Below are 26,483 nucleotides of genomic sequence, written 5' to 3' on the forward strand. Positions count from 1 at the left end.
GCCTGGGCGAGGGTGCTTTTTTTATTGTACATTATAATATGGACAAGCATAATATTATGTAACAGGACGAGTTCTTCGTGTCCTATTCAATGCTCAGGATAAACCCCAATTCACATTGAGAGCACCAATAGCGAGGGTGCTCTCTTTTTATTGAATCTACATTTATTTTTATGCCTAATGAATTCGCTAAGTGGATACTATTTCATGTAAAATGGTGATTTTATTTATATTCTGGATAGATTTCTTGCGAAATATGTAACTAGAGCCGTATTTAAATTGAAATATGATACGATAGTTGTATATATACATTTAGATGGTAAGAGGGGATAAAAGTTGATGAAAAACCATATAAAAGTAAATGGAAAACTCCTTCAAACAAATATATACAATTTTAATTTTTTTGGAGGCGTTCTTCAATAAGTTTTGCTTTTTCATTCACTTTTGTTGTATATGTGAAATCACCGTAACAATATGGATATCTAAAATTTTGTTTATTTCCACCACAAGTGTATGTAGCTGGATTCTGATCAACTTTCAACTTAGAAAACTGTTTAGCTGTATCTTCCGAGTGTTGTTTAGCTTCTTGATTGGCAATAAAATCAATATAGCCTGGCCCCATATTATAGCTTTGAATAATTGTATCCATGCTAACACCTTTTTCTTCTCCATATCTATACATTTGAACAAAGTGCTTTACCCCTTGTTTAATGCTCAAGTTTATCTCTTGGATTTCATTTGGCTTTAATCCAAGTGATTCGGAAGATTGCATAGGGTCGTTGCCCTCACCCCTACTCTCGTGGTACATAATTCCTAGTAAAATTGCTGTTTTTTCTCCCAAATTATATTTTTCTAATTCTTTTTTCATGATGGGCTCATATTGCAATAAACGTTCCTCGGTAGCAAACGCTTTATTTTTTTGAGTATTGGTTTTGTCATTAAAATATAGTATCCCGATTATTGTTCCTAACCCTAAAATACTAATAAAGAATAATATAATAGTTTGTACTTTTCTCTTATTCTTCAAATATTACTCCTCCTTTTACAAGAAACCCTATTTTCAATGGTGGCTGGTTATTAAAAAAATTCAATAATTCTCTATTTCCCAGCTTTTTTAGACTCGAAAATTTTTTTCTAAATGCTAAGTTTAATAGAAAAATTTAAAGATAAGGTAAAGATAAGATAAAGATAAAATAAAGTCAATTTTTTAGGGTATCCATTATGTGTTCTAAAGGCTCCAGATTCAAGAGATATATTATCTACATAACCCATAAGAGAGAAGGAGGTAAGCAAAATGTCACTTGAAACAGACATAATTCTTTCTTTATTAGATATAAAACTGTGGATGGCCCATCATTCGGAAATTAGTCGCTTAAAAATAAAAAAAAAATTAAAATCAGAACCGTACCTCAATAAGTCTTCAAGTGTTAATAAAAGAAAACTATATAAGGTGAGGGAATAAAGATTCAACACCAATGATTATCAATAATTGAAGTGCTAATGATTATAATAAAAAGAACCTTCAATAGGTTCTTTTTTATAGTTGGTAAATATGTTATCAACAATAGATGGTAATAAAGATAGAAATTTAGACACTTTTTATTAATGGGCTAAGTTTTCTTAGGAAGAAATCTATTTCTCATGACTGATCGCTAGATATAACAGGATATATCATTTATTAATTTTGGTGGGTGATTTAGCTTTTTGAGTTTACCACACTAAAATTTAAATTTTGTTTAGGGACAAAATGTTAAAGTGTTACATTCTGAATTAACAGAAAATTAAGACGGTAAAAATCCTATTAAATCTTTTATCAGGTAACTCATATTTCTTTGGCCTTATTTTCATGGTATTACCGAACGTTTATATGTCTCTAAGGGAAAGAAATACTTTAAGTTTTATTACCATCTAATGTTTGATTAAGATGGTAACATGAAAATAAAACGTTTACAACTAGAAAATAAAGAAAAAATATAAAAATTCGACTTTTTTCGACATTATTACTATGAGAGAAAGAATCTAAATTAAGTAAATCTTATATTTAGAGGGGATATTTACCTTATACATAACGGTTAAAACATTTGCAAATGTTTCACGAGTAATTAAAAACGTCGAATATAAAATTATATTGTGACAATTTTAAACGAACATACTTTATAATTCATACTTAGACCAATAAATTAATTACTAATAAATTAAATACGCTATATTTAATAGAGTATAATACGGAATATTTAACTTTAATGTTCCAAATTATATATAATTATGAATCATTTAACATATTTGTTGCGGAAAATTTTGACATAAGATATTTTAAATATTAAGCACAGAAACATTTCAAAGAAAAAGAGCTATTTTAAAATGTACCCTAAAAACGTTTTTCCTAAAAAGTAGTAAGATTTTGCAAAACGTTTCTGTGCCTAATTAGATGAAAATAATATAATAAATTGTTTAAAAGAGATAAAAATAAGTTACTTTTATGGAGAAATATACATCTCATACTATTAGAATTATGTCAAATTGTAGTTTGCAAATTACATTTCAAAGTATAAAAGGGGCATTTATTGCAGCTCGAATATCTATTACTGATTTATTGCATAAAAAAGTAGCTGCACAAAAGTACAGCTACTTTTTTCTTGAAAACATTATTATGCAAATAGCATACTTAACGTAAACTTGCGCTTAACGGTACTTGTGAATAAATTGTGAAATTGCTGCTCTATGTTTCTAACTAACATTTTTGCACCAGAACCATATAAAAAGAGGACGAATAGTTACGTCTTCTTTTTATATGGTTATATTAGCTACAAAATAATATCATTTAAATAAATCTTCTATTATATTAGCAGGGGATAGTGATAGAGAAGTGTGTTCCTTTTCCTAGTTCACTTTCTATCTCTATATCTCCGTTTAATTCTTTAATAATACTGTACGCAATCATAGTACCAAGCCCAGTACCTTTTTCTGTTGTTGAATAAAATGGCAAGGCAATACGTTTTATTTGTTGGGAAGACATTCCTATTCCTGTATCAATAATATCAATTACAATATTATCTTTTATTTTTTGTATATTTATTTGTAATACGCCACCATTTTTCATAGCCTCAATTCCATTTTGTATGATGTTGGTTAGACATATTTTTAATTTTTCAGTATTAGCATTTATGTAAAGGGAATCTGTTGTAATATGCTGTTTTATTTCAACATTATATGAAAGAGCGAGTGGTGAAATATTATCTTTCACTTGATTTAATATGTAATTAATATCTAGTTCCTCTTTTATAATGTTTTGTGGTTTGGTTAAAGATAAATAGTTATTAATAGTAGATTGTATTTGCTGCATTTCAAGTAACATAATTTCTAAGTACTTATCTTGAGACATCTTAGCACTCTCATCTTCATTTAGTAATTGAGTGAATCCACGTACCGTGGTCAGTGGATTATGAATTTCATGCGCGATCGATGCAGCTAGTTCGCTAGCTATATAAAATTTTTCTGCTCTTTGCATTCTTTCTTTTATTTTATATTTCTCGATCATTCCTTCTATTAAATAAACTGATAATAATACTGTGAAAATATTTATGATTATATAATTGAATAAAAATTCAATGAGAGTAGAGTCAATTTTAACACCTGTATTTATTTGCGTTACAATACCGCAGATAGAAAGGGAAGTTGTACATATCAAAATAAGTAGAATACTTAATAATATCTTCTTTTCCTTGAAATAAGTAGGTGACAAGTAACGAAACATGATTGTAATAACAGAAATAATAGTAAAGATAATAAATGATGGGAAGACTCCGCTTCCACCTAAGTAAAATCTATAAGAAAGATATAAAACTCCAATACAAATAATGCTCTTTGTATTTCCATATAGAAAAACTAATATAATGGGAATAAAACGTAAATCATAAATGAACCCAGCGTGTAAATGAAAAGGAAAAGTCATACAAAAAATAATTGCAATGGAGGAAAGTACAGAAATTAATATATTATTACATGCCATTTTTTCTTTATGTTCTAGCCAAAATACTTGGTAACTAAGGATACAAATAATAATAATAAATGTATTTAATAATAGTGTAGGAATTCCCATAGTTTATACCTCTCTGAGAGTTTGTAAGTAGGATTATGTATGTGTTTAATCTAGGTGTTTGATTTTATTAGATTTTCTATCTTTAAAAAAGAAAAGGAAGGGCACTTGAAAAAGTGCTTTTTTACCATTTATATTAAAATCGATGAGGAAGATAGAAATAAAAAGTTACTTTTACTTATGAACAAAAAAATTGAAAGTAGCCCTTGTATAGGTAAAAGATAAAGCAAATTACAGAAATAGTTACGTTTCTCTGGAGTGAATATTCCGAAAAAACATTGTGTATGGCGAAATCCATTTTATAACCTTCGCCATATTAACATGTAACTTATTAAATTACAAAGAAAAAAATTAAAAATTATTATTTTTTTGTTATTTTAATTTATTTAAAAACGTAAAAGTATTCAAGAGGTTACCATTGAGATGCTAGGGTACTTAGACCAATATTCGAACTTAGTAATAACGTTGTTACTTTTTTACTAATATTCTTAATACTAATTTTAGTATAATTAATTGATTGAAAGTTCTAGTAATTATCTACGTGCCCCTTTTTTTATATCATTTTATATTAAATACAATGATATTTATTGTCACATAATAATGCAAATTTCCAGTAAACTAATAGAAAAAATCCTATAAAAACATAATTTACTATCTTTTATATAAACATTGCAGGTGTAAATGCAATAAAATTTCATTATTAATACATATATTCAATCTGAAAATATCTGTTTACATATTAAAATATCTTTGTAGTGGTCCTTCATGCCAAGAATCGTTTCCGTACTCCAACTACCGTTATTCTAGTATTTTACCAAGTTTCTTATTTTGCTAAGGTATCCTAATATTGTTACTTTTGCGAAATGTAATGTTTTAATATTGTAATTTATAGTGGTTGTTGAGAAAATAAATAATTTGTAAAAATAATATAATATTTGTAACTTTATGTCTTATAATATGAAATATCTTCGTTGTGATTATTTTAAATATTTGAATAATACATCGGATTCATTTTATCTAGGGAGGTTTTAAAATTGGGGAGAAGAGTTGTTAAAAGAGTTTTTGCATTATTATCAGTACTAGCATTATTCTTTAATGTGTTTCTACCGAAGGCAAATGCCGAGGTTATGACGCATGAAAAGTATTCAATGAACTGGAGTTATAGCAACAGTTTAGGAAAGGATATCCGAACTGAAATTATCAAAAATTCAAGCGGTCAAATTGCTTATTGTTTAACTCTTGGCTTAAAATCACCAAATGGTGAAGATCTTCCTGAAATGGGGAAAACAGATAATGTAGTATATAGGGTTCTATTAAATGGTTTCCCACAAAAAAGTATAGAACAACTGGGAGTAGCTAATAAGAATGAAGCACATTATGCAACTCAGCTTGCGGTTTGGAATGCATTAGGTCAACTTGATGTAAATGAATTAAAGCATGAAAATAAAAATGTTGAAAAAGCGGCTAAGACAATTATTAATGCTGCAAATACAAGTGAAGATACTCAAGATATTTTTATGAATGTGATTCCTGCTGAAAAGCAAAAGGCAGAATTAAAGGGTGAGTTTTTTGAAACAAACCTATACACAGTACAAACAAATGCTAAGAGTGGTTCTTATAAAGTAGTAGCGAAAAATGCACCTAATGGAGTTAAAATTGTTAGTGAAAATGGAGAAGTGAAAGATCAGCTTTCACTTGGGGAAAAATTCCGTATCCAAATTCCTAAAGATACAAAAACAGGTGAATTTAATCTAAGTGTTGCTACAAATTTAACTAAAGTTCAAGCAATTGCTTATCGCGGTACTGATACTGTTCAGAATGCTACAGTGCTACTAGAAAGAAATGAGGAAAAGCTTAGTAGTGACCTTGCAGTAAATTGGGAAGCTGCTGGTTCTTTAAAAATTAAAAAGGTTGGGGAAAATGGAGAAATATTAGCTGGTGCAGTATTTGAAGTCTTTAATGCAAATAATGAATCAGTTGGAAAAATCACGACGGGTGCTGATGGTACTGCAGAATTAAATAACCTACCAATTGGTACCTACATAGTAAAAGAAATTAAAGCACCAACAGGTTATGTTTCAGGTGATAAACCACAAACTATTGAAGTTAAGACAGGGGAAATAGGAGCTGTTCAAGTAGTAAACAACAAAGTAAAAGGTAACATCGAAATAAAAAAACTTAGTGATTCAGGTAAGATGTTACCTAATGTTGAATTCACGGTCTTTACTGAAGATGGAAAAGAAGTGAAAAAAGTAGTAACAAAAGAAAATGGAATTGCAAATGTTGATGGTCTTACGTATGGTAAATATTATTTCTTAGAGACAAAAACACCTAATGGATATATTGGAAATAAAACAAAGTATCCTTTTGAAATTAAAGAGCACAATAAAACACTTACTTTTACAGTGGAAAATACAGAAGTGAAAGGTAGTGTGAAATTACTAAAAGTAGATAATGAAGATATCAGTAAAAAATTAGAAGGTGCAGTATTCGAGCTAAAAGATGCAAGCGGGAAAGTAATTGGGGAATATAAGACAGATAAAAATGGTGAAGTTAACGTCAAAGATTTAGCGTATGGTAAATATTCATTTGTAGAAAAGGCTTCTCCAAATGGTTATGTTCTTATTACAGAACCGATTGTGTTCGAAATAAAGGAACACGGAAAAATTATTGAGCTATTAGCAGTTAATCATCTTATCAAAGGTAATCTAGAAATTACAAAAGTTGATGTAGCTGATGGAAACAATAAGCTTCCGAATGCAGAGTTTACTATTTATAATGAAGCAGGAAAAGAAGTAGTTAAAGGGAAAACAGACGATAAAGGTATCGCGAAGTTTGAAAAGTTACCATTTGGAAAATACACATATAAAGAAACTGTTGCACCAAAAGGTTATGTATTGAATGAAGAAATATTCTCTTTTGAGATCAAAGAGAATGGTCAAATCATTAAACATATTGTCAAAGATGAAAAGATTCCATCAGTAAAAACAACAGCTACTGATAAAACCGATGGTACAAAAGAAATGCACACTTCTAAGTCTGTAACAATCCAAGATAAAGTGGAATACAAAGACCTACAAGTAGGTAAAGAGTACACTTTAAAAGGTAAATTAATGGATAAAGAGACTAATAAACCATTAGTTGTAAATGGTAAAGAAGTAACTGCTGAAACTAAGTTTACACCAAAAGAAGCAAACGGTTCTATTACACTAGATTTCACTTTTGATGCAACTGGTTTAGAAGAAAAAGAAGTAGTAGTATTCGAAGAGTTACTGAAAGACGGAAAAGTTGTTACTACACATGCTGATATCAATGATAAAGGTCAAACAGTTAAGTTCGTTAAGCCATCAGTAAAAACAACTGCTACAAACAAAGCTGATGGTGGAAAAGAGATTCATTCAAAGGATTCTATCACTATTCAAGATAAAGTAGAGTATACTAACTTAGTTGTTGGTAAAGAGTACACTGTAAAAGGTAAATTAATGAACAAAGCTATTAACAAGCCATTATTAATTGATGGTAAAGAAATAACAGCAGAGACTAAGTTCATTGCAAAAGAAAAGAATGGTTTTGTAACATTAGACTTTACTTTCGTTGGTGCTGAACAGCAAGGAAGAGAAGTAGTTGTGTTTGAAGACTTATTGCATGAAGGTCAAGTAATTGCAACTCACGCTGACATTAACGATGTAGGTCAAACAGTTCGATTTGTAGAGCCTTCCATTAAAACAACAGCTACAAACAAAGCTGATGGTTCTAAAGAGTTAGACGCTTCTAAATCTGTAACAATCCAAGATAAAGTGGAATACAAAGACTTAATCGTGGGTAAAGAGTACGTTGTAAAAGGCAAACTAATGGATAAAGCAACAAACAAACCATTATTAGTTGATGATAAAGAAGTAACAGTAGAATCTAAGTTTACTGCAAAAGAAAAAAATGGTTCTATCACATTAGATTTCACATTTAATGCTTCTGCATTACAAGGTAAAGAAGTAGTAGTATTTGAAGAACTGTATCAAGATAATATTTTAGTAGCTATTCACGCTGAATTTGAAGATAAGGGACAAACAGTGAAATTCAAAGAGGTAAAACCGGAACAACCTAAACCAGAACAGCCGAATCAAGATAAAAATACTCCAACATCAGAGCAACCTAAAGAGCAAGTAAAAGAGCAACCACAACCTAAGAAAGAAATTCAATCTAAAATTGGATGGTTACCCCAAACAGGCGCTGACCTTACAAGTTGGATCTCTATGGCTGCAGGTGCATTATTGTTAATTGTTGGTGGAGTGATTTTCCTAAAACGTAAAAATGCATAAAAATTAAAAAATAAGCACATCTGTTTTTTTACAAGATGTGCTTATTTTTTATGTTAATAATTTAGTCCTATTTACAGTATTTTAATCTATTTGCTTATTTTTGAGTTGTTGTAATAATTCCAGGACAGCAAAACAGTCAGCAGCTGCTCGGTGTTTAATCGTTAATTCCGTTGCTCCAAGCCAAGTTTTCTACCATACAAAAAGCTGGGGCATCACTTCATAAACAAGCGGTAATGGCTGATGGACTAATTAATAGTGTCTCAACGCATGTTGCAGAAGCTCAACAAGCATTCCCAACCTTGCATACAGATATCATGTCTGGATTAGATGCTGCCAATAACATTATGGACTCTGCTATAAGATTTCAGGCTATAAAATAGATACGTCTAATATAGCTAAAAATGTTGGAAACATGGATGGTTTATCTACTCGCCTCAAAGATTTTGGTGTACCACCTGAAAAAATGGAAGAGTTTTTGGCAGAACAGAAGCGTACAAATGAACTTGGATCGATGTCACTTGATTTCATTCCAGTTATTGGGCAAATCAAACAAGGGCTACAACTCATTAACGGCAAAGAATATTTCACTAATAGAGAGTATGACAAAAATGACTATGTATGGGGAACCGTTTCTACTGTTTTTGGTGGGGCTCCTAAAGTTATTGGACGTGTATTCGGTAAATATGGTGAGTTAGAACAAAAAGCGAAGGATTTAGGAAAAGTATCAAAGGTAACTGAAGAGATTGGATGGAGTATGCCAAGAGGCGGAGGGGTCATTGATGGGCGTAAGTATACTGAACATGCTCTTGAAAGAATGGCACCTGATACAATTCAGGTTCGGGCAGAACTTACGAAGCGTGCACGTGAAAGAGCTGAAAGGAATGGTTACACATTCGGATCAAAAGAATATATGGAGGAATTAAAAAAAGTTGATCCGCGAGGTGTAACACCAAGCGTAGTAGAAGAAACAATTAAGCATGATACTAAAAAACCAGGAAATAAACCTGGTCTATGGCAATACGATGGGAAAGATGTTAGAGTCGTATTGAATGATAGTGGCGATGTTGTTTCCGTTGTACCTAATAAATCGTGAATATTATAAATAAAGTAGATTGAGACCATTCACGAAAGGAGTTGTTAAAATGAATATTCAATATGATGAATACGAATTATTAGAAATATTCGAGAGTGAACCAGAAGATTATTTTATTCCTGGTGCAGGTGCATATATATATAATAAAATAGATAAATTAGGATTTGAATTAGTAATGATTATGTGTTATTACGAGGAAACTGTTGAATTACAATTGTATTACAAAAATAAATGCATATTTGAAACCAAGATACATTCGGCGAAACGAATCTATACCCGTAATGACTCATTATATGTCCAAGGCGGCGTAGAAAACAAAACAATCGAAGTAAAATTCAAGCCACATTTTACAGTTCAAATAGAGAAGTTCTAGATAGATGAAATAAGAAAACACCTTATGCATATAAGGTGTTTTCTTATACAAAAAGCGCCTACATAGACGCTTTTTGTGCCACTTAAAAGGATTTAAGATACGTTTACTTGAGTTCTTTAGGTAGCTAGGGTTTGAAATACTAACTTAAAAGAAAAATGTTGAGCAGTTCATCTTTATTATTAATATATCTGAATTAAAGATGCAATTTTGCATCCCAATTTCTGCGGCATCAATTACATGCTACCCTCACAAATATAGAAAAAGGTGCGAAGTCAATTCTATGACTTTGCACCTTTTTATTTCACTTGAACTTTGTTTAAGCGCGTTTATCTACTCATTGTTACGCGTGAATTGCGTTTAAAATCGACACTTTATTCGTAGTAAATAATACATAATTTTGTTTTACAGTTTTAATTAATATACGATCAGTTGTCCCATATGCTGTTCCGATACGGATTGCACTTGGTTCTTCAACACCCGCATAGGTAGCATCTTCGGTAACCTCAATCACATCACGTAATGGAATCGTGACCTCCGCAAATTGCCATGAAATAATTAACTCTTCTTTTGTTTTTTTGACATCAATGCCTAGCATTATACCAAGACCTTTCTATAACAGAATGCTACACTTTTTATCTTATTATACAAATTTTTAGATTATTTTTCTACATGTATAAATAGAGCTGATATTTTAAGGGTATCAAAAGAACGGGAAGATATACTATCAATCTATTAAGGAATGCGTTATGAAGAAAAGTTCACAAGGAATTAATATGGATTTGATATGGTTGAAGTATGATGAATGAGTAACTGTAGGAGTTGCAGGAAGGAAATGAATGATGAGACTTAAATTAGTAGGAACCTTAACTTGTATAGTAGTAATGCTAGGTATCTTTATCATTTACACCAATATATCTATTGGTAAAGAACCATATAAGACAAACCATGAAACTAGTGAAAACTCCATAAATAAAGAAAAAAATAGTAAGCAAAATGGGACTTCAAATAAGATAGCAAGTTCCTTTGCTAGTATACAGGCTGTAGTAAATAAGGAATATGGTTTACCCGAAGACTATATGCCAGAGGATTTAGTTGTACCAAATGTACCGTTCTCATTTAGTGGAACGGTAGAAAAGAGTCATCTTCGTAAAGAAGCAGCGGAAGCGTTAGAAAAACTATTCCTTTTAGCTAAGCAAGATGGGATCCAGTTGAATGCTGTTTCAGGATTTCGTTCCTATGAGTATCAAAAAGGTCTGTATGCCAACAATGTTAAAAAGAAAGGGCAAGAGCATACGGATCGCTTCTCTGCAAAGCCAGGGCATAGCGAACATCAAACAGGGTTAACGATGGATGTTTCTTCTAAAAGTGCGAACAATGAACTAGAGCTATCCTTTGCGAATACGAAGGAAGGAAAATGGCTGAAAGAAAACGCGCATCGTGCAGGGTTTATCATTCGTTATCCTAAGGGGAAGGAAAGTATTACGGGTTATGCATATGAACCTTGGCATATTCGCTATGTAGGAGATATTGCTGAAAATATATATAAGGAAAAACTGACTTTAGAAGAATATATGAATCTGTGAAAATAGAATTGAAGAGTTAAACTGTATTCATTGTTTATGAATGCTACTTTTTCTATTAAAAAGCCTAATTTCTCAATGTTTTGTAGAGAAATTAGGTTTTTTTCATCACTTCATTAGAGTTTTTTAGGCTTCGTTCGTTGGTATACTTCACACAATATTATAAAGGAAATAGAACTTACTGAAGATAACATATGAATGTTTTATAAATGTATCAAAAAAGTGAACAAAATCGTTATTTTGCACAACAAGGTAGTCAGCTTAATGAAATAACTGCTTGTAAAAAAAGAAGCCCTACAGGAAATATTACAGGGCTTCACCAAGTTGAGTTATGTCGTATTCACAAGGGATTTTAACATGATATTTGTGTTGAATAAACTGGTAAATGTGTCCAAGTAATTTGGAGCTATTTTATAAAAAAAGAGAAGCGCTTAATCAGGACGCTCCTCTTAATGCCAATACACAATAACTATCCCATTATACTATATAAGCGTAAAATATTTAATAATTACCTTCATGGTAAATATTTCATTTTGTCTTAGTACCTTTAAATCACGAAAAAAGGTTCTGCTGTTTCCAACAGAACCTTTCCTAAAATGGCAAAGAGTAACTCTTACCTTACTCTTTGTTCATATACTACAGGAGTTTTAATGAAAATCCAAGGCTCCTTATATTGAGAAATAAAGAAGAATCATTATAAAAAATTTTATCTTTTTTCATAAATAAAAGAGCAGCTAGCAAAAACTAACTGCTCAATACAAGGAGATACAGAGAAAACTAAATGGATTTTGGCATACAGCCTATCAACATTATGGACATAATATTGATTTTTATTCGAAGGAATTCATGTTTTACAAATCAGATTATGATAGTCGATATTCTCCATATTGACCAGAAAAGAACCAAGAATTCTAGTGAAATTCCAAGTGTTCTTTTCCTAGTTTTTTGAAATTCTTTTACTAAATAGCCAATAGCGCTAATTGCTAGAAGAATGAAAAGAATAAGTTCTAGTGTAACTGGCATTTGATCTACTCCTAATCCATTATTTTAATTTAGTATATAACGATTATAAGATATTTTTTGTGGTTAGTGGTGAGAAATTAAACAAAACCATCTCTTTACGAAAAAAGGTCCTGTTGTTTCCAACAGAACCTTTCCTAAAATGGCAAAGAGTAACTCTTACCTTACTCTTTGTTCATATACTACAGGAGTTTTAATGAAAATCCAAGGCTCCTTATATTGAGAAATAAAGAAGAATCATTTAAATTGTTTTTGAGTAGAAATGAAAATAGGGGTTTGCCTTAAACATTTATTATTAATCAAGAATATGAGTATAGAAACAGGCTTAAATTTTGTAATGGTGGAGGGGATTGTTGTGGACATAACTCAAAGTGTGGTAAGAATAGTGGTTAATGGGAAAGACCTTCCGTTCACTTCAGTTCAAACCTCTGCATGGAATCATGGACCTGTAAATGATTTAATCGTTTCGACGAATCAGAGAGTGAATGAGCTTTATCAATTCATGTGGTCACAAGTACCAGTTACGATCTCGGTGTATTTTCTTCAAGGGGCGGACTTAATGAGATTCGCTAGGATCGCTGGAATTAATGAACGTGTAACGGGAGAATATATATATCATTTCATTTGGGGATAAGAAGAATTCAAAGTAGCTTAACAGCTGCTTTTTTATTTTGCATAGAAAAAGGAACCATAATAGGCTCCTTAATTTGATTCAGAAGTTGTGTAGTTTTTCTTGATGATATCTTTTATGTTGATAATTAAGGATATAAGGAATCCAGCAGCTAGGATACCGTTTACCCAGTAATATGTATTCCCGGATGTAAATTTATTATAAAAGGAATCGATATTATAATACACTAAGCCTGCTGAAATGACGGTAGAGATTACTAACGTACCAAAACTTTTCATGACGCTGCCCTCCGATTCTGAAATTTTAGACTTTTAATACAATTATACATTTAAATAAAAAGGTTTACAAAGGAATTACCATAAGGAGGAGTTATAACGAGTTTCTTCCAATTGATGGTTTTTATTTTTGAAAAAATAACTATTTTATAAAAAATATTTTTTTGACCCCCATAAAATTATTTGTTCCTTCGAATATATATAAGTAGAAGAAAAAGCTAAAATTACCAAAAATATAGCGAAGAGTTATTCGAAGATTGCAGCTAAAATAGAAAAGAGCAAGAAGAACAAGTGGTATTGCAAAAGAAAACAAGAAAGTAATACAAAATACAGACTTCACTTTAGTACAAGTGGAAAAAATAGTCATATAAAAAATCGGCCTCGAAAAATATGAGCACCAGCAAGAAGACAAGCCCAAAGAAAAGTACTAAGAAAATGTGGTTAAATGGTCACTTGTTTAGTGGCCATTTTGCTATTTGAAGCAGAAGGAGGCAGGGAGATTACTAGTGTTGAGTTTAGTAATGAAAATCTTAAAAAAAACGAAAATAGAAGATATCGTATTTAACATACAAAACAACGGAGGAGATAAGGAAGCTTTTATCGTACAGTATCAGCCGTTTATTAGAAAATCAATCTCGTCTGTCTGCCGCAGGTACATTACAGAACAGGATGATGAATATAGTATTGGATTGTTTGCGTTTAACGAAGCAATTGAACAGTATTCATATAAAAAAGGAAAATCTTTTCTAGCGTTTGCTGATCTTCTTATAAAAAGAGATGTAATTGACTATATACGCAAGGAGTCTAAGCATAATCTTGTCTTTTTAAAAGAAGATAAGCAAGAGGAAATATTAGAAATACAAGTATCGCTTACGGAGTATATGAAAGAGATGGAAAATAGTAACCGTAAGGAGGAAATTCTTCATTTTCAAAGTGTGCTAGCTGAGTTTAAAATCACATTTTCAGAGCTTGCTAAGGAATCCCCTAAGCATCGTGATACGCGTGAGCACTTAATAGAAATTGTAAAGATTATTATAAAAGACGAGAAAATGATGGAAGAGCTGTTCCGAAAGAAAAAGTTACCCCTTAAACATATTGAACCACGTGTTAGGGTAAGTCGTAAAACGTTGGAGCGACATCGAAAATACATTATTGCGATGTGTATTATCTTTGCAAACAACTATACATATATTCTGGATTATATAAGAGGGGAGAAGCATGATGAATAAAGGAATTGTGATGGATATAAAGAAACATAACGTAGTTGTTTTAACTCCAAATGGAGAGTTTATTACGTTTAAAAGAAAAGTACACTCTTACATGATTGGAGAGGAAATCTCGTTTAACGAACAAGAGCAAAGAGCACCGCGTTTTTCAATCCCTTCTTTCTTAAAGCCTGCATCATTACTTGTTACTTGTTTTCTATGTGTGTTGCTGTTTTTCTACAACCAACCGGAAGAAAAAGTATTTGCTTATGTCTCAGTTGATATAAATCCAAGTTTAGAGGTGAGCGTAACAAAGGATCTTCGTGTTATAGATTTGCGAGCTTGTAATGATGATGGAAGGCGTATTTTAAAAGAAATGAAAGGGTGGGAAAATAAGTATCTGCAAGACGTAATACGTACTATTATAAAGCAGAGTCAAGGGGATAAGTACTTAACGAATGATAAGCAAGTTATGCTAACAGCTGTTACAAAGGACAAGTCGTTAGAACCACAGTTGGAAAAGGTTATGCAGGAATTAAAGAAAGAGTATGAGATAAAACATATTACAGTTGAATATCAAAGCAGTACGATGCAAATGCGGGAGGATGCCAAGAAAGCAGGGGTTGGAACGGGCGTTTATATAAAACAAGAGAATGAGAAGCAAAAATCGCTTACTCCACCTGCACCTCCGTCTAATCAAGAACAACAAAAGTCATCTTCTGATGCATCATCGGACGCATCTCCTGTAAAAGAAGAAAGCAACGAGAAGAAAGAGCATATAGAACAAAAGCAATCTAAGGAACAACAACCGAAGCAAATAAAAGAAAATAATGGGAATCAGCAAGAGAACAACGGAAGAGGATCACAAGGAAATAATGGGAATGGGCAAGGAAACAACGGCAGAGGGTCACAAGGAAATAATGGAAAGGAAACAACGGCAGAGAGTCACAAGGAAATAATGGAAATGGGCAAGGAAACAACGGCAGAGAGTCACAAGGAAATAATGGAAATGGGCAAGGAAACAAAGGAGAAACAACGGAAGAGAATCGCAAGGGAATAATGGGAATGGTCAAGGAAACAACGGAAGAGAATCGCAAGGGAATAATGGGAATGGTCAAGGGAACAACGGAAGAGAATCGCAAGGGAATAATGGGCATCAGCAAGAAAACAACGGTAGAGGATCGCAAGGGAATAATGGGCACCAGCAAGGGAACAATGGTAGAGGGTCTCAGTAAGGAAAGCTCCTACCACATAATATCGAGTGAAAGAAAAATCTATAGAATATTGAACAGAGGGATTCCTTCCATCTGAAGGAATTTCTTAATATTTTTTAAAATGACGGACATAAAATCGTATATCCTTTCGAATTATATATATGGATATCATTAATATTTATATAAAAGGGGAGAAAAAATATGAAAGAAATGTATGAAGAAATCACTGAAGTATTAAAGGTGTTGGCGCATCCTGTCCGTTTATCATTAGTAAAAATAATGCTTGCAAAAGGTCCTATTAACGTAACGACAATGTATGAAACATTACAAATGCCTCAAAGTACAATTAGTCAACATTTATCTAAACTAAAAGCTACTAAAGTCGTTACAGGTACTCGGAAAGGATTAGAAATTTATTATGAGGTAACAGATAATCGTACAAAAGCGATATTATTAAGCTTGGCTTAAAGGGTAACTGTTTAGATTTCAAAATTAAGTAAGCAATTCAGCGACTATAATTTTCTTATTAACATTAGTCGTATGTGTTGTTGTTTTTAATTTGTTTAATACATTTCTTTATTAGGGTCTTGCCGTATCACTATCAAGCTAAAGTTTAAATGGATTATAAAAATGAAAGTTTTCTTATTAGGGTCTTTTTGTTAGCTTGATAGTGATGTGCCATTCCCACTAGTATGTAAAGAATTTGGTAGTTTTTTTAGTCATGTAATCTTTTGATCTGATGGTCTTTTCCCCATTCAAATAGTTCATCCATAATTTGCATTAAAGATTTTCCATGTTCGCTTATTGTGTACTCAACCTTTGGTGGTACTTCTTGATATACAGTACGATGGATAATCCCATCAGCCTCAAGTTGCCGAAGTTGCTGTGTGAGAACTTTTTGTGTAATGTTTGGAATTTCTCGTTTTATTTCATTTGTTCGCATTTTTCCATCCGCCAAAACACATAAAATATGAATTTTCCATTTTCCACCGATCACGTCGAGTGTCGTTGCGATTGGGCAATTATCATTTTGATTCATATAACACCTCCAAAGGTACTTTAAGGTTCCTATAGCACTTTAAAGTACGTACTTTTCAATTATATGTGACTCACTCATACTAATACGTAAAGGATTGAATAATTTAAAAAGGGGATGGAAGATGATGAGAACACTTGTAATTGTAGCACACCCTGATATTGAAAAATCAAAAATTAATAAAAGATGGATCGAAGAACTTGAGAAACATTCGGATGAAATAACGGTGCATGAATTATATAAAGCGGCACCAAATTGGGAGTTTAATATTGAAGAAGAGCAAAAGCTATTAGTAGAACATGACAGATATATATTTCAATTTCCGCTTTATTGGTACAGTTCACCACCATTATTAAAAAAATGGTTCGATGATGTATTAACATATGGATTTGCCTACGGATCAAAAGGGGATAAAGTGAAGGGGAAAGAATTTGGTGTAGCTATTTCTATAGGTGGGTTAGAAAAAGACTATAAAAATAGCGGAATTACAATGGATGAATTAACGAAACCATTCCACGCTACGAGCTTATATACAGGAATGGAATTTATACCATCATTTTATTTATATGGTGCGGAATATGAAATCAGTGATGAAGAGATTGACAAAAGTGCACCTGAGTATGTGAAATATGTGATGAATAAGGAGTTTTCTAATATATAAGGAGAAATAGCCATTTACTTGTTAAGTAGATGGCTATTTTTGTTTATCCCGCATTAACCGTCCGTAAGGTGTGGACTAATAATCAGTGGGGATGAACACCTCACATCGACTAAAGATTCACTTCATTTAAATTCACTAAGTTTAATCTTTAGTAAATTAATAATTAATCTGGTAAAATAAAAACCCTAACACATATAAAGGGGAGTTTTACTTGAGAACGATGCGACAATTATTACAAAAAAGAGCAATGCAGTCACCAAATTTGGAAGCGCTTATCGGTGGAGAGAAAAGGTATTCGTTTCAGCAGTATAATGAACGAGTAAATCAGCTTGCACATTATTTGTTACATACCGGTATGGAAAGAGGGGATCGTATAGGAATTCTATGCAAAAATAATCATCCGTTTCCAAGCGTTATGATGGCAAGCTTAAAAATTGGAGCGGTATTTATTCCGCTTAATCATCAGCTTACTGCTTATGAATTAGAATCGATTGTAAAAGAAGCGAGATTAAAAGTATTAGTTATTGATGATGAATTTAGTGAAGTTGTATTAAAGATTAATGGAGTTAAAGAAATTCCTTATGTAATTGAGACGACAAAAGAAGGATTTGGCTCATTTGAATTAAAATTAAAGGAACAGCCAATAACAGAGCCGAATGTGGAAGTTCATGAAGATGATGATGCCATTTACTTATTTACTTCAGGAACGACTGGACAGGCAAAAGCATGTGTAATTGGTCATAAAAACTTACACCATTATTTTACTGAAATTGCGGGGCAAAGAGAAATTCCAGCAGGTGAACGCTTTTTATCAGTGCACCCATTGTTTCATATGAGTGGCGTGCTTTCTATTTTAAATTGTATTTATCATGGCGTTACGATGGTCTTTTTAGCTGATTCGAATCCTACTCTTATTTGGGATAAGATTGAAGAAGAGAAAATTACTACGATGCTTGCGTTCCCAGCTGTTTATAGTTACATGCTTGATGAATTAGATAAAAAAGAGCGCAACATTTCGGCCTTTAAAGTAGCGCAAAGTGGTGGTACAAAGGTGCCAGAAACACTCATTCAAAAATATATGGAAAAAGGCATTTATATGGTGCAAGGTTATGGGAGTACAGAAGGTTGGGTAGTAACTTCTTGGCATCCAAATATGGGAAAAGAAAAAATGTCTTCTGTAGGGAAAACTTTGAAACATGTAGAGCTGAAAATTGTTCATCCAGAAACAGGTGATGAGCTAACAACAAATAAAGTTGGAGAGATTCACGTGAAAAGCCCGTACATGTTTAAAGGATATTGGAATAATGAAGAGGCAACAAAGAAGGTAGTAAAAGATAATTGGTTTAACATGGGTGATGCCGGTATGATAGATGATGATGGATTTCTACATATTATGGGAAGATATAAAGACGTTATCGTACGCGGTGGTGACAACGTATATCCAGATCAAGTAGAAGATGTAATTCATGAAATAAATGGCGTTTTAGAAGTTGCAGTAGTTGGGATTCCAAATGACTTTTGGGGGGAGGTTCCAACAGCTTACATTGTAAAGGACATTCAAACGTCTTTAACAGAAGAAGAGATTATTCAGCATTGTAAAGAAAAACTAGCAAGCTATAAAATACCAGAAGTTGTATTTATGGACGAATTACCGAAAAACGCTTTAGGGAAAGTGTTGAAGAGGGAATTAAGGGATGTTTTTCTTGTGAAATAAAAGGTTATTAAATAATGAAGAATCCAGTTATGTAAAAAGCATAACTGGATTTTTGTTTATAAAAAACATAATGATTTACTAGATTTTGTATTTTGTGTAAGATAATAAAGAATATTCAATTAACAATTAAAGGAAGAGATATAAATGAAGCTGCCACTATTACAAGTAGAGACAGAGAGACTGATTATTCGTCCATTTCAAAAAGAGGATTATGAAAGTTGGTTAGATGGATTCAATAAGAGGTTACCATCTCAATATAAATACGATGATGGCTATCATGACATGTCGTCTTCAACGAAAGAATGGTTTACGGAATGGATAAGAGGATTTGATGAGGCGGCAAGACGGGATGAAATGTACGTTCTAGGTATTTTTCAGAAAGAAGATGGCGCCAATATTGGAAAGCTAGAACTTATAAAAATTTTACGTATGGACTATCAATGGGCGATGATGGGTTACTCTATTCATAATCAACATTGGAAAAATGGATACGGAGCAGAAAGTGTAATAGCTGCGCTGCCGTTATTTTTTAATGGCCTTCAATTTCATAGAATCGAATTACATATACATATCGATAATGAGCCATCTATTCGTCTTGCAGAAAGAGCTGGTTTTTCATTTGAATGTACGAGAGAGGCATTTTCTATGGGGAATGGTAAGTGGGTAGATTTTCTTATTTATTATAAAAATAATGAAACGAACAAATAAGGGGATAAAAAATGAAGACTATAAACGTATTTCATTACGACGCATTTACGAATAAACCAAATATGGGAAATCCAGCAGGTATTGTATTAGAGGCGGATGGATTAACGGAAGAGGACATGCAGCGTATTGCTGAAAAAGTTGGATTTAACGAAACATCTTTCGTTCTTTCTTCAGAAGTAGCAGATATAAGAATGCGCTATTTTACACCAGGGTTTGAAATGGATTTATGTGGTCATGGGACAGTTGGAACTATATATGCCTTGCGTGAAAGAGGTTTATTAGAAGAAAAAACAAACCTTACGATTGAGACGAAGGCAGGTATTTTACCAATACAAATAGGTGCAAATGAAAATGGAGAAACCTTTATTAAAATGAGGCAGGCAGCACCTCAGTTTAAAGATTTTGCAGGTTCAAAAGAAGAATTAGCTCATAGTATCGGGTTAGAAGTAACTGATTTAGATGCAAGTGTACCAATTGTATATGGAAGTACGGGGAACTGGACTGTAATTGTACCGATTAAAAATCTAGATGCATGTGAAAGAATGAAACCTAAAAATGAGGCGTTTCCATCGGTATTAAAAGAAATACCTAAGGCTTCTATCCATCCAGTTTGTCTAGAAACTTATGATGAACAGGTGCAAATGCACGGTCGTCATTTTTCATCACCTTATTCTGGAATGATTGAAGATCCAGTGACAGGAACAGCTTCAGGGGTAATGGGAGCGTATTATGCGACGTATTTGGAGAAAGATTTTGACCGTGAATTGGAGTTAATCGTTGAGCAAGGACAGGAAATAAATAAAGATGGTCGTGTAACGGTTTATGTAACGAAAGATGTAGAAAATGATAACTTACAAATTGATATTGCTGGAACAGCGGTGTATGTAAAAGAGTTTGAAATTTCAATATAAAAGAATGAAGCCCAGTATATAAACTGGACTTCTTCTTACCTGTTCAACACTTCAATATACGAAGCATCCCCAGCTGTTCTAATAGTAGAGCGGAAATTATTGTTTTCTAACGTTTCAGCAACTTGTTTTAATTGCTGTGCATCATCGTGATGAATAATTAAACTATCTGCACCACTTTCTTCTATATGAATATGCTCAACATTTCCAATCGCTTCATGTATAGCTTTTAAAAATTCAGGTTTCATATTGTCCTCCTATATGTATGTAACGTCGTTAAATAGTATTTCCTTATTTTTGAAATATAAAAGTAAATGAAAGGAGAAATGAAAATGAATATAACGCAGTTCAAAGAACATATTACATCACTTTTTGAAGAGCATCTTAATAAATACGGTGATGACGAGTATGGCTTCACTCACATTAGTAAAGAGGAATTTCACAAAATAGGTTACACGACAAATTTGACGCTAGAAACAATTGAAGAAGCGTATAGAAATGGTGTCGATATGATAGTTACACATCATGCACCGTGGAGTTTTCTATTCGGCATGGAAGAGGCTTGTATTGAGAAATTAAAAGAATATGAAATGAATCATTTTTGGATTCATTTGCCGTTAGATTTTGTAAAGTTTGGCACGTGTACGTCGTTATTTAATGAAATTGGGATAGATACAATACTGGAATATTCCACGTATGAGGAAGAAGAGCTACCGGGAATAGGAGAATATAAAGAAGCGATTCCGTTTTCAAATTTAGTTGAAAAACTTGAAGAGAGAATGGAAGAGAAAGTGAAGAGCTGGAAAAATCATGACAGGCCAGTAAAACGGATTGCGATATTAACAGGTGCAGGAAACAATACAAACCTTATTGAGCGTGCGCTAGAAAAAGGTTGTGATACGTACATAACGGGAGAAAAAACATTATATACAGTGCAACATGCGAAATTTAAAGGCATCAATTTGATTGTAGGAAGCCACACATTTACAGAAGTATTTGGTGTAGAAAGTTTGGCTCGTAAGTTAAAAGAAAGAGATCGTGCAATAGAGATTATTAGATTAAATGAAGAGCATTTGGAGTGAGGGAAATGGTAACTATATGCGCAAATTATGGGGAATCAAAAGTGAGGTTAACGTGGAAAAAAGATTGTATATTGCCAGAATACGAAAGAATCACGAGTGTTCACGGTTTTTGTTTTCATAATAATAAGGTTTTACTGATAGACCATGAGCAGCGTGGTTGGGACTTTCCTGGTGGGCATATAGAAGAAGGGGAACTACCAGAAGAATGTTTTAAAAGAGAAGCGTGGGAAGAAGGTTATGTAAAAGGAGAATGTACTTTATTTGGATATATTATCGTTGACCATAGTGATAATCCAAATTGGAATGAAAATAGTCCGTATCCAAAAGTAGGGTATCAGCCGTTCTACCGGATGGAGATTAATGAAGTGCATAAGTTTGACGGTGAGTATGAATCCGATAAAAGGATGTTTGTTAGAGTAGAAGAGAGTGCAGCGTATCATTATAAATGGAATGAATTATATGATGAAATCTTGAAGGAAGCCGTTTTGATAAAATGAAAATTAATTTCTGCAATATTAAGATGTTAGAAGGGATTCTCTTGCGATTGTCAAATAATAGTAAAGTTGTCTTTTGAATTGAGGCAATCTTCGGAATTAAAGGGTGAGAGAATGGACATTTCAATAATTGCTGCACAACTAGTTAAGGAGAAAGTTATTTCAAATTATCCAAATAGCGTAAAAGCGTTGAACGGAGGAACGACAAGTACTGTATATTTGTTGGACGAAAAATATGTAGTAAAGTTGAATGAAGCGGAAGTAATACGTGAAGAAGCTAATTTTCTCTCATTTTATGAGGAGAATAGTTTATTTTCAAAGCTTTTGTATAAGGAACCTTTACATACATATTTCGTGTATTCTTTCCTTGAAGGTAATACTTCGTGTAAACAAGGATATAAACGAAGTACGCTTCGTACACTTGTAAAAGAAGTTATCAATAAGTATAAAATGGTTCCAGAGGCAGAAGGCTGGGGATGGAAAGAAAGTCCGGTTCAATGTTGGAATGAATTTTTAACGGCAAATGTGATGGAAGCTTATGAAAATGTAAGACGTTACATAAGTGAGGAAGATTATAGAATTGTTCTTAAACTAGCAAATAGGGATGCCGGAGTAAATCAGCCATTTTTATTACATGGTGATTTCGGATTTCATAATTTTATATTTCGGCAGAATAGGTTACATGGGGTAATTGATCCGTTACCTATTTTAGGAGATCCTTTATATGATTTAATTTATGCGTTCTGTTCAACTCCGGAAGATGTAACGAAAGAAACGATTGATTATGTGATGAAGCAATGTATATTTCATAAAACAGAACGAGATTTATACGAAGAAATAGTAATAGGATTATATTTGCGTATAGATACATGTGTAAGACACCACCCGAAAGATTTAGAAGATTACTTAATAGCTTGGCGTTATTGGATGGGCGAAATTGAGCCGGCTTTATAGTACAAATAGTTTGGGGGAGATAGTGAAATGAACATAGCAGAAGCAAAACGAGATTTAGCACAAAGAACGAAAAAAGGATTTCCAGTTATAATAGCTGGTATTTTATTTTGGGTTGTAGCGAGTATAACGGGTGTTCTTCTTTCAGAAAAGCAAGTTGTGTGGGTGTATTTAATTGGTATGGGGTGTGTGTTTCCTTGCGGCCTAATGATAGCTGCCATATTAAAAATTGATATGTTTGCGAAAGAAAATCCGCTCGGGACTTTAGCAGGAGTAATTGGCGGGATAAATGTATTAAATATTCCGTTTGTGTTACTTGCCTATTTTCAATTTCCAGAGTGGTTACCTTTTGTAGTAGCGATGTTAATAGGTGTTCATTTTGTACCGTACGTATGGATTTATGAAAGTAAAAGTTATGGTTTACTGTCAGTAGGGACCGTATTCGTAACGTCAGTTTGCGGGATTCTTTTTGCTGACAATGGATTTACTGTAATTCCATTGTCAGTTACAGCTGTCTACTTACTAACTCTAATAGGTTTATTAATTGAAAATAAAAAAATAGATCATTATCAACAAAAATCAGCTTAATAAAAATATATGGATAGGGGGAATTATTATGAAAAATTTCGTTTGTACAACGTGCGGCGTACAGTATGCAGCGAGTGTGGAAGAACCGGTAAGTTGTGTTATTTGTGATGAGGAGAGACAATATGTGAATCCGAAAGGGCAGTCTTGGACGACTTTAGAAAACTTGCGAACGAGTGATACATATAAAAATGAAATAATAGAAGAAGAGCATAGACTTTATAGCATTACGACAAAACCTAAATTTGCGATCGGTCAAACAGCATTTGTCATAAAAACAGATTCCTATCGTTTATTATGGGATTGTATTACTTATTTAGATGAAACGACAATTGGGAAGATAAAAGAGTGGGGCGGGTTAGATGCGATTGCACTATCTCATCCTCATTATTATTCGATACAAGTAGAATGGGCAGAAACGTTTGATGTACCAATTTATATACATGAAGACGATAAAGAGTGGGTAGTACGCCCGAGTAGTCGTATTATTTATTGGTCTGGTGAGTCTTTACAATTAGCGGACGGAATTACTATTCATCGTCTCGGAGGACATTTTAGCGGCGGTTCTGTATTACATTGGGAAGAAGGAAATGATGGGAAAGGTATTTTATTAACAGGTGATATTATTCAAGTCGTAGCGGATCAGCAGTGGGTGAGTTTCATGTACAGCTATCCAAACTTAATTCCATTGCCAGCGAGAAAAGTGGAGGAAATGGCGAATCGAGTGAAGCCATTACAGTTTAATCGTTTATATAATGCTTTTCACGGAGTAGTGAAAGAGAATGCAAATGAGGCAGTGGAACGTTCTGCTGAAAGATATATTAAGGCGGTAGAAGGAAAGTTATTTCGTACGTGAAAGGAGAATTAGCTCTATGAAAACGTTAGTATGCTTCGGTGATAGTATTACAGCTGATGAAACGTTTTTTGATGGAACGCCAAGGTTAACACCGCGTCTGCAAGAGATGTTTCCAAATTGGAAGGTGGTAAATGCGGGGGGTCCGGGCGATAATACGTTCGATGCGTTACATAGGGTTGAAGATGATGTACTATCACATAAACCAGACTTTGTAACAGTTTTTCTTGGTACGAATGATTCGGTGTTATTTGATCCAGTGCCATTACAATCTTACAAAGAAAATTTAGAGAAAATTGTAAGTGCGATTTCATAAGAAAAAGTATTACTTATTAGTCCTGCACCAGTTGATGAAGCAAGGCAACATAATAGAACGAATGAAGTACTCGGTCAATATGCAAATGTGGTTGAGGAAGTGGCGAAAGAAACAGGAAGTCATTTTCTAAATTTGTACGCTGAAATGATTCAAGAAAAGGATTATAAGAGATTTGTAGAAGATGATGAAAAGGACGGTTTACACTTCGGACCACAAGGTTATGAATATTTAGCGAAGTTAATTTGTGAAAAGTTAAAAGGGATTTTGTAGGAAGCAAAGCGTGGGCGCTTTGTTTTTTTGTTCGCGTATTTCCTCCTACAATGCAGTAGCTTTTATTATGCTAATTATATTTCATAGTAGCACATGTAAGAATGAAATGAATAAAGTGAAATATAATTAGACCTTACCAATTGGGTTATTAAGGGGAGCCCGACTTCGACCTAACTTTTTTGCTCTTGCCAAATTTTGAGGCGGTGCACTCAAATAGCGGGATAAAATGTACTTTAAAGAGGTGGTTAGCCGTAACACTATGAGACATTCGTACAAAAGAAAATGATTTGTTCCGCTAATGGAATGTATCCAAGACTTAACAGTTGATTAATTGAACTGTTAAGTTTAAAATTACAGTATAGTTTTTAGAAGTGAGTTGCTATTTTTTGTGAAAAACAGATAAATTAAATATTCTCGAATGAATAATATAACGTGTATTTCATTCTGAACTGTAATTTTTTTTAATACATTTCAATAATCTATATAATAATTTAAAAAGTAAAGGAGTGTGTAAAATATGGTGATTTTATATACGACAGCAAGCTGTAGTTCATGCCGAAAAGCAAAAGCATGGCTTGAAGAACATCAAATTGATTATACCGAAAAAAATATCGTATCAAATTCTCTTACAGTCGATGAACTTAAATCCATTCTTCGTTTAACTGAAGATGGTGCTACTGAAATTATTTCAACTAGATCTAAAACTTTTCAGGAATTAAATATAAATATTGAGGCGCTTTCGCTTAATGAGTTTTATAAATTAATAATTGAGTATCCTCAAATGTTACGTCGTCCAATTATGCTGGATGAAAAAAGATTACAGGTTGGTTTTAATGAGGAAGAAATTCGCAAATTTTTACCGCGTAGCGTTCGAACATTTTTGAATATAGAATTGCAAAAAATGGCTAATTAATAAGTAATATTTTGAAAGGAGGAAACAGAAGTGATTGAAGTATGTGTTACAGTTAATTATAAAGATAGAAACTATCACACAAATGTTATTGTGAGTAAAGATACGATTTGGACAAAAATTAATCAATTGGCAGAAGAACAAGTTAAGAAACAGTGGACTGTTTAAATTTATTTGCAACTTAAAAAGCTAAAT

Annotated in this window: 28 protein-coding genes and 3 pseudogenes; 24 read left to right on the top strand and 7 right to left on the bottom strand. The window is 32.8% G+C overall.

The features are described 5' to 3' along the window. Positions 1-391: 391 nt before the first annotated feature. The gene (locus tag DN408_RS13430; protein WP_002035240.1) at positions 392-1,024 is read right to left on the bottom strand and encodes a lysozyme family protein; all 633 of its coding nucleotides are present in this window, start codon (positions 1,022-1,024) and stop codon (positions 392-394) included. Positions 1,025-1,291: 267 nt separating this feature from the next. On the opposite strand from DN408_RS13430, the gene DN408_RS31415 reads away from it, so the two are divergent. Continuing rightward, entirely contained in the window at positions 1,292-1,459 is a 168-nt protein-coding gene (locus tag DN408_RS31415) for a hypothetical protein (protein WP_002137499.1), read from the top strand. Positions 1,460-2,476: 1,017 nt separating this feature from the next. Then, positions 2,477-2,671 (top strand): hypothetical protein, encoded by a 195-nt coding sequence (locus tag DN408_RS13435; RefSeq protein ID WP_033732005.1) that lies wholly within the window; start codon positions 2,477-2,479, stop codon positions 2,669-2,671. A gap of 168 nt (positions 2,672-2,839) precedes the next feature. On the opposite strand, the gene DN408_RS13440 is transcribed toward DN408_RS13435, so the two are convergent. Beyond that, a complete protein-coding gene (locus DN408_RS13440) occupies positions 2,840-4,096 on the bottom strand; it encodes an ATP-binding protein (RefSeq protein ID WP_002066319.1) in 1,257 nt (418 codons plus the stop codon). A gap of 1,031 nt (positions 4,097-5,127) precedes the next feature. Here DN408_RS13440 and DN408_RS13445 point away from each other — a divergent pair. Further along, on the top strand, positions 5,128-8,409 hold the full coding sequence (locus DN408_RS13445; RefSeq protein WP_078179211.1) for a VaFE repeat-containing surface-anchored protein: 3,282 nt from the start codon (positions 5,128-5,130) through the stop codon (positions 8,407-8,409). 81 nt (positions 8,410-8,490) lie between these two features. Here the strand turns inward: DN408_RS13445 and DN408_RS31995 are convergent. After that, positions 8,491-8,589, bottom strand: a pseudogene (locus tag DN408_RS31995) (3'-5' exonuclease); the annotation flags it as partial. Here DN408_RS31995 and DN408_RS31420 point away from each other — a divergent pair. The 3 genes from DN408_RS31420 to DN408_RS13460 are packed head-to-tail and all read left to right on the top strand — an operon-like array spanning position 8,580 to position 9,875. Then, positions 8,580-8,789: a hypothetical protein gene (locus DN408_RS31420; RefSeq protein ID WP_033708038.1), complete on the top strand. Its 210-nt coding sequence runs from the start codon at positions 8,580-8,582 to the stop codon at positions 8,787-8,789. The pseudogene DN408_RS31995 and the gene DN408_RS31420 sit on opposite strands and share 10 nt — an antisense overlap. Before the next feature lie 32 nt (positions 8,790-8,821). Then, entirely contained in the window at positions 8,822-9,502 is a 681-nt protein-coding gene (locus tag DN408_RS13455; RefSeq protein WP_002128350.1) for a hypothetical protein, read from the top strand. A gap of 49 nt (positions 9,503-9,551) precedes the next feature. Then, positions 9,552-9,875, top strand: a complete 324-nt coding sequence (locus tag DN408_RS13460; protein ID WP_002167914.1) for a hypothetical protein — start codon at positions 9,552-9,554, stop codon at positions 9,873-9,875. A 340-nt stretch (positions 9,876-10,215) separates the two neighbouring features. On the opposite strand, the gene DN408_RS13465 is transcribed toward DN408_RS13460, so the two are convergent. Next, entirely contained in the window at positions 10,216-10,470 is a 255-nt protein-coding gene (locus DN408_RS13465; protein ID WP_002128348.1) for a SunI/YnzG family protein, read from the bottom strand. Between the two features lie 244 nt (positions 10,471-10,714). Here DN408_RS13465 and DN408_RS13470 point away from each other — a divergent pair, with 244 nt between their 5' ends. From DN408_RS13470 to DN408_RS13475, 3 genes are all read left to right on the top strand, one after another. Beyond that, complete coding sequence (locus DN408_RS13470; protein WP_033709884.1) at positions 10,715-11,458, top strand: M15 family metallopeptidase; 744 nt, start codon at positions 10,715-10,717, stop codon at positions 11,456-11,458. Positions 11,459-11,664: 206 nt separating this feature from the next. Beyond that, positions 11,665-11,811 (top strand): hypothetical protein, encoded by a 147-nt coding sequence (locus DN408_RS31425; protein ID WP_003193688.1) that lies wholly within the window; start codon positions 11,665-11,667, stop codon positions 11,809-11,811. 926 nt (positions 11,812-12,737) lie between these two features. Beyond that, the gene (locus DN408_RS13475; protein WP_002084333.1) at positions 12,738-13,109 is read left to right on the top strand and encodes a hypothetical protein; all 372 of its coding nucleotides are present in this window, start codon (positions 12,738-12,740) and stop codon (positions 13,107-13,109) included. A 68-nt stretch (positions 13,110-13,177) separates the two neighbouring features. Here the strand turns inward: DN408_RS13475 and DN408_RS13480 are convergent, their stop codons facing one another. After that, positions 13,178-13,384: a hypothetical protein gene (locus DN408_RS13480; RefSeq protein WP_000834521.1), complete on the bottom strand. Its 207-nt coding sequence runs from the start codon at positions 13,382-13,384 to the stop codon at positions 13,178-13,180. A gap of 503 nt (positions 13,385-13,887) precedes the next feature. On the opposite strand from DN408_RS13480, the gene sigI reads away from it, so the two are divergent. From sigI to DN408_RS13495, 3 genes and pseudogenes are all read left to right on the top strand, one after another. Continuing rightward, positions 13,888-14,610: an RNA polymerase sigma factor SigI gene (gene sigI / locus DN408_RS13485; protein ID WP_002128341.1), complete on the top strand. Its 723-nt coding sequence runs from the start codon at positions 13,888-13,890 to the stop codon at positions 14,608-14,610. After that, positions 14,603-15,821 (top strand): annotated as a pseudogene (locus tag DN408_RS13490) (anti-sigma factor domain-containing protein). Before sigI ends, DN408_RS13490 begins: the two are co-directional and overlap by 8 nt. 180 nt (positions 15,822-16,001) lie before the next feature. Beyond that, positions 16,002-16,268, top strand: a complete 267-nt coding sequence (locus DN408_RS13495) for an ArsR/SmtB family transcription factor (protein WP_000661861.1) — start codon at positions 16,002-16,004, stop codon at positions 16,266-16,268. A gap of 247 nt (positions 16,269-16,515) precedes the next feature. Here DN408_RS13495 and DN408_RS13500 read toward each other — a convergent pair whose 3' ends face one another. Further along, positions 16,516-16,839 (bottom strand): winged helix-turn-helix transcriptional regulator, encoded by a 324-nt coding sequence (locus DN408_RS13500; protein ID WP_002033301.1) that lies wholly within the window; start codon positions 16,837-16,839, stop codon positions 16,516-16,518. Positions 16,840-16,963: 124 nt separating this feature from the next. Here DN408_RS13500 and DN408_RS13505 point away from each other — a divergent pair, with 124 nt between their 5' ends. The 4 genes from DN408_RS13505 (at position 16,964) to DN408_RS13520 (ending at position 20,830) form a co-directional block, all read left to right on the top strand. After that, entirely contained in the window at positions 16,964-17,497 is a 534-nt protein-coding gene (locus tag DN408_RS13505) for an NAD(P)H-dependent oxidoreductase (RefSeq protein WP_002128335.1), read from the top strand. A 211-nt stretch (positions 17,498-17,708) separates the two neighbouring features. Continuing rightward, complete coding sequence (locus tag DN408_RS13510; protein ID WP_050001051.1) at positions 17,709-19,211, top strand: class I adenylate-forming enzyme family protein; 1,503 nt, start codon at positions 17,709-17,711, stop codon at positions 19,209-19,211. A 144-nt stretch (positions 19,212-19,355) separates the two neighbouring features. Further along, positions 19,356-19,919 (top strand): GNAT family N-acetyltransferase, encoded by a 564-nt coding sequence (locus DN408_RS13515; protein ID WP_002128332.1) that lies wholly within the window; start codon positions 19,356-19,358, stop codon positions 19,917-19,919. Positions 19,920-19,930: 11 nt separating this feature from the next. Then, a complete protein-coding gene (locus tag DN408_RS13520) occupies positions 19,931-20,830 on the top strand; it encodes a PhzF family phenazine biosynthesis protein (protein WP_002165358.1) in 900 nt (299 codons plus the stop codon). Between the two features lie 35 nt (positions 20,831-20,865). Here DN408_RS13520 and DN408_RS13525 read toward each other — a convergent pair whose 3' ends face one another. Next, entirely contained in the window at positions 20,866-21,075 is a 210-nt protein-coding gene (locus tag DN408_RS13525; RefSeq protein WP_002014052.1) for a hypothetical protein, read from the bottom strand. A gap of 84 nt (positions 21,076-21,159) precedes the next feature. Here DN408_RS13525 and DN408_RS13530 point away from each other — a divergent pair, with 84 nt between their 5' ends. The 8 genes and pseudogenes from DN408_RS13530 (at position 21,160) to DN408_RS13565 (ending at position 26,456) form a co-directional block, all read left to right on the top strand. Beyond that, on the top strand, positions 21,160-21,909 hold the full coding sequence (locus DN408_RS13530) for a Nif3-like dinuclear metal center hexameric protein (protein WP_002137368.1): 750 nt from the start codon (positions 21,160-21,162) through the stop codon (positions 21,907-21,909). Between the two features lie 5 nt (positions 21,910-21,914). Further along, entirely contained in the window at positions 21,915-22,406 is a 492-nt protein-coding gene (locus DN408_RS13535; RefSeq protein ID WP_002014049.1) for an NUDIX hydrolase, read from the top strand. A 111-nt stretch (positions 22,407-22,517) separates the two neighbouring features. Further along, positions 22,518-23,357, top strand: a complete 840-nt coding sequence (locus DN408_RS13540) for a phosphotransferase family protein (protein ID WP_147740212.1) — start codon at positions 22,518-22,520, stop codon at positions 23,355-23,357. A gap of 27 nt (positions 23,358-23,384) precedes the next feature. Next, positions 23,385-23,942 carry a DUF7010 family protein gene (locus DN408_RS13545; RefSeq protein ID WP_078178950.1) on the top strand — a complete coding sequence of 186 codons (558 nt, stop codon included), beginning with the start codon at positions 23,385-23,387 and terminating at the stop codon, positions 23,940-23,942. A 28-nt stretch (positions 23,943-23,970) separates the two neighbouring features. Beyond that, positions 23,971-24,795, top strand: coding sequence for an MBL fold metallo-hydrolase (locus tag DN408_RS13550; protein WP_002167930.1), 825 nt, complete (start codon positions 23,971-23,973; stop codon positions 24,793-24,795). Positions 24,796-24,811: 16 nt separating this feature from the next. After that, a pseudogene (locus DN408_RS13555) lies at positions 24,812-25,378 on the top strand (SGNH/GDSL hydrolase family protein). Between the two features lie 517 nt (positions 25,379-25,895). Further along, entirely contained in the window at positions 25,896-26,291 is a 396-nt protein-coding gene (gene spxA / locus DN408_RS13560) for a transcriptional regulator SpxA (protein WP_000236196.1), read from the top strand. A gap of 30 nt (positions 26,292-26,321) precedes the next feature. Beyond that, complete coding sequence (locus DN408_RS13565; RefSeq protein ID WP_033729972.1) at positions 26,322-26,456, top strand: BA3454 family stress response protein; 135 nt, start codon at positions 26,322-26,324, stop codon at positions 26,454-26,456. Positions 26,457-26,483 lie beyond the last annotated feature (27 nt).

The organism is Bacillus sp. AR13-1, assembly GCF_008042285.1.
GTDB classification, from domain to species: domain Bacteria; phylum Bacillota; class Bacilli; order Bacillales; family Bacillaceae_G; genus Bacillus_A; species Bacillus_A mycoides.

Coding starts and splice junctions, on each gene's coding strand:
- DN408_RS31415 (WP_002137499.1), top strand. CDS start 1,292: ATGTCACTTGAAACAGACATAATTCTTTCTTTATTAGATATAAAACTG.
- DN408_RS13435 (WP_033732005.1), top strand. CDS start 2,477: ATGGAGAAATATACATCTCATACTATTAGAATTATGTCAAATTGTAGT.
- DN408_RS13440 (WP_002066319.1), bottom strand. CDS start 4,096: ATGGGAATTCCTACACTATTATTAAATACATTTATTATTATTATTTGT.
- DN408_RS13455 (WP_002128350.1), top strand. CDS start 8,822: ATGGATGGTTTATCTACTCGCCTCAAAGATTTTGGTGTACCACCTGAA.
- DN408_RS13460 (WP_002167914.1), top strand. CDS start 9,552: ATGAATATTCAATATGATGAATACGAATTATTAGAAATATTCGAGAGT.
- DN408_RS13465 (WP_002128348.1), bottom strand. CDS start 10,470: ATGCTAGGCATTGATGTCAAAAAAACAAAAGAAGAGTTAATTATTTCA.
- DN408_RS13470 (WP_033709884.1), top strand. CDS start 10,715: ATGAGACTTAAATTAGTAGGAACCTTAACTTGTATAGTAGTAATGCTA.
- DN408_RS31425 (WP_003193688.1), top strand. CDS start 11,665: ATGTATCAAAAAAGTGAACAAAATCGTTATTTTGCACAACAAGGTAGT.
- DN408_RS13475 (WP_002084333.1), top strand. CDS start 12,738: ATGAAAATAGGGGTTTGCCTTAAACATTTATTATTAATCAAGAATATG.
- DN408_RS13480 (WP_000834521.1), bottom strand. CDS start 13,384: ATGAAAAGTTTTGGTACGTTAGTAATCTCTACCGTCATTTCAGCAGGC.
- DN408_RS13495 (WP_000661861.1), top strand. CDS start 16,002: ATGAAAGAAATGTATGAAGAAATCACTGAAGTATTAAAGGTGTTGGCG.
- DN408_RS13500 (WP_002033301.1), bottom strand. CDS start 16,839: ATGAATCAAAATGATAATTGCCCAATCGCAACGACACTCGACGTGATC.
- DN408_RS13505 (WP_002128335.1), top strand. CDS start 16,964: ATGAGAACACTTGTAATTGTAGCACACCCTGATATTGAAAAATCAAAA.
- DN408_RS13515 (WP_002128332.1), top strand. CDS start 19,356: ATGAAGCTGCCACTATTACAAGTAGAGACAGAGAGACTGATTATTCGT.
- DN408_RS13520 (WP_002165358.1), top strand. CDS start 19,931: ATGAAGACTATAAACGTATTTCATTACGACGCATTTACGAATAAACCA.
- DN408_RS13525 (WP_002014052.1), bottom strand. CDS start 21,075: ATGAAACCTGAATTTTTAAAAGCTATACATGAAGCGATTGGAAATGTT.
- DN408_RS13530 (WP_002137368.1), top strand. CDS start 21,160: ATGAATATAACGCAGTTCAAAGAACATATTACATCACTTTTTGAAGAG.
- DN408_RS13535 (WP_002014049.1), top strand. CDS start 21,915: ATGGTAACTATATGCGCAAATTATGGGGAATCAAAAGTGAGGTTAACG.
- DN408_RS13540 (WP_147740212.1), top strand. CDS start 22,518: ATGGACATTTCAATAATTGCTGCACAACTAGTTAAGGAGAAAGTTATT.
- DN408_RS13545 (WP_078178950.1), top strand. CDS start 23,385: ATGAACATAGCAGAAGCAAAACGAGATTTAGCACAAAGAACGAAAAAA.
- DN408_RS13550 (WP_002167930.1), top strand. CDS start 23,971: ATGAAAAATTTCGTTTGTACAACGTGCGGCGTACAGTATGCAGCGAGT.
- spxA (WP_000236196.1), top strand. CDS start 25,896: ATGGTGATTTTATATACGACAGCAAGCTGTAGTTCATGCCGAAAAGCA.